The organism is Streptomyces sp. ActVer, from assembly GCF_027270795.1.
Classification (GTDB): domain Bacteria; phylum Actinomycetota; class Actinomycetes; order Streptomycetales; family Streptomycetaceae; genus Streptomyces; species Streptomyces umbrinus_A.
The window spans coordinates 1-701 of record NZ_JAPWHT010000994.1 but is presented as its reverse complement, the minus strand read 5'-3'; the positions used below and the strand labels follow the sequence as shown (position 1 = coordinate 701).

Below are 701 nucleotides of genomic sequence, written 5' to 3'. Positions count from 1 at the left end.
GACGCTGCCCGCGCTGAGGACCGCGGAGGCGATGGCCTTCGGTGCGTTGAGGAGCATCTGCAGGATGTCCATGCGCCTCTTGTGCCGGGCGAAGCGGAACGCGTACGCGCGCTGCTCCCACTGCCGGATCAGTTCCTCGTTCCCCGCGGCTTCGGCCTGGCGGATCATCCGCGAGTGCATCGCGGTGGTCCGGGCTTCCCATGCCCGTCGGGTGAGGACGCGGGCACCCCCGACGACGTACGCGCCGTGACGCACGAGGAGGCGGTACGCGTCGTGCTCGCGGGCCTCGACGACGGCGCGTCGGAGGGCGGCGATTCGGATGCGGCGGCGGGGCTGTACCTCGGTCGCGGGTACGGGCCGGGTACGTGTACCCGTCTGCTCGGGTACATCGGGTACGGGTGTACCCGTCGGGTCGGTGTGGGCGGGTGCGGTGGTGTCCGTCATCCTGGTTCTCCGTCGTTCCTGAGAGGGGCGTGCGGACCACGGGGCGGCCGGTGTACCTGGCCGGGTTGCGGCCGCCCCGTGGGTCTCTACTTCTTGCGCTTGGCGTCCTCGCGCTTCTGGGCCTGCTCGCGGATGCGGTCGACGCGGTTCTCCAGTGCCTTGACCTTCTTGCCTCGGGCCTCGCGTCGGGCGATGCGTGCGCCGAGGAGGACCACCCGGGCGATCTCGCGGGCGTTGTGCGGGTCTTTGCTGGTCGC

At 71.2% G+C, this 701-nt stretch carries 1 protein-coding gene and 1 pseudogene; both read right to left on the bottom strand.

Features of this window, described 5'->3' with window-relative positions; translation table 11 throughout:
* Positions 1–444, bottom strand: a pseudogene (locus tag O3Q52_RS53795) (cell division protein FtsK); the annotation flags it as partial.
* 86 nt (positions 445–530) lie between these two features.
* Positions 531–668 (bottom strand): hypothetical protein, encoded by a 138-nt coding sequence (locus tag O3Q52_RS54330; RefSeq protein WP_332113041.1) that lies wholly within the window; start codon positions 666–668, stop codon positions 531–533.
* Positions 669–701: the final 33 nt, after the last annotated feature.